The organism is Alistipes sp. (assembly GCF_020026455.1).
In the GTDB taxonomy this organism is placed as follows: Bacteria; Bacteroidota; Bacteroidia; order Bacteroidales; family Rikenellaceae; genus Alistipes.
In genome coordinates, this window is sequence record NZ_JAHHQJ010000026.1 from 1 (window position 1) to 1,451 (window position 1,451).

Here is a 1,451-nt window from a genome sequence, read left to right on the forward strand (position 1 = left end):
CGAGACTCTTTTCTGAATCCCGTATTTCCATTTACACAAAATATTATATGGTGCCGGCACAAAAAAAGAGCCTCCTTTCGGGAAGCTCCATAAATCGGGCAAACCGCCGGCCGCCGGCTACCACGGAACCGGAACCCGGAACTCCGACGGGGAAACGTCCGGAATCACTTCGCCGCGGAAGTAAACCCGCCATGCATCCCTGGCATATCCCCACCCGAGTTCTTCAAACGACGACACCGATGCGCCCGCCACTTCGCGCCCCAGATAGACCACCTTCCAGGAATCCTTGCCGTAACCGCCGCCCAGATATCTGAACGACGAAGCCGAAAGGTCTTCCATCTTCCGCCCGCGGTAATATACCGCCCAGCTATCCTTGCCATATCCGCCTCCAAGATCGGCGAACGACGAAGCCGAAGCCCCTTCCACCTTCCGCCCGCGGTAATATACCGACCAACTGTCTTTGGAATATCCGCTGCCGATCTCCGCAAACGAGGAGCCCGAAGCCTCGTCGACCTTCCGCCCGCAGTAATATACCGACCAGTCGTCCTTGGCGTATCCGTCACCGAGATTGACAAACGAGAAAACCGAAGCCTCGTCGACCTTCCGCCCGCAGTAATATGCCGACCAGTCGTCCTTGGCATAGCCGCCGCAGAGATCGACGAACGAGAAAACCGAGGCCTCGTCAACCTTCCGCCCGCAGTAATATACCGACCAGCCGTCCTTGGCATAGCCGCCGCTGATCCGGGCAAACGAGGATGCCGCCGCGCCTTCGATCTTCCGCCCGCGATAATATGCCGACCAGCTGTCCTTGGCGTATCCTCCGCCGAGATCGACGAACGAGGACGCCGCCGCGCCTTCGATCTTCCGCCCGCGGTAATATACCGACCAGCTGTCCTTGATATATTCCCGACGCTGCCCCTCCTGACAATCCCCCTGCCAGGGCCCGTAAGGATCCGTGTAACAATCCTCGCAAGGAGGCTGCAGGACGAAAGTCTCGGCCGCGCGCGCAGAATCCCCACACCACAGCATGCCGCCCGGAAGGAGCAGCAGTGCGGACAAGAGCCCTAAAATCAACCTTTTCATCGTGTATCCGTTTGCTTCTTCTGTTCCAAGCCGTAAATATACCGGGTTATTGTACACGGAGCAAGAAATCAGCCGTAAATCTTTCGCCCAACGCCCAAACATCCCTCTCTCCCGCCCCCAAGCCCCTGCCTCACATCCTCCACACTCGCCGCATGCCTGCCACATATCCGCTCATCTTCGCCGCACGCCTGCCGCATATCCGCTCGCCTCCGCCGCTCGCCTGCCGCACGCCTGCCACTCACCTGTCCGCGGAGTTCCCCACCCCGCAGAAGTTCTCCGTCACACATTCTCAGCCCAGCAGAAGCCCCATCCGCCCATCCGTCCCATCCGTCCCATCCGTCCCATCCGTCCCATCCGTCCCATCCGTC

The 1,451-nt window shown here is 59.6% G+C and carries 1 protein-coding gene; it reads right to left on the reverse strand.

Annotation, left to right across the window (positions count from 1 at the left end):
* Window positions 1–117: 117 nt before the first annotated feature.
* Complete coding sequence (locus QZ460_RS10190; protein WP_290541471.1) at window positions 118–1,083, reverse strand: DKNYY domain-containing protein; 966 nt, start codon at window positions 1,081–1,083, stop codon at window positions 118–120.
* Between the last annotated feature and the right edge of the window lie 368 nt (window positions 1,084–1,451).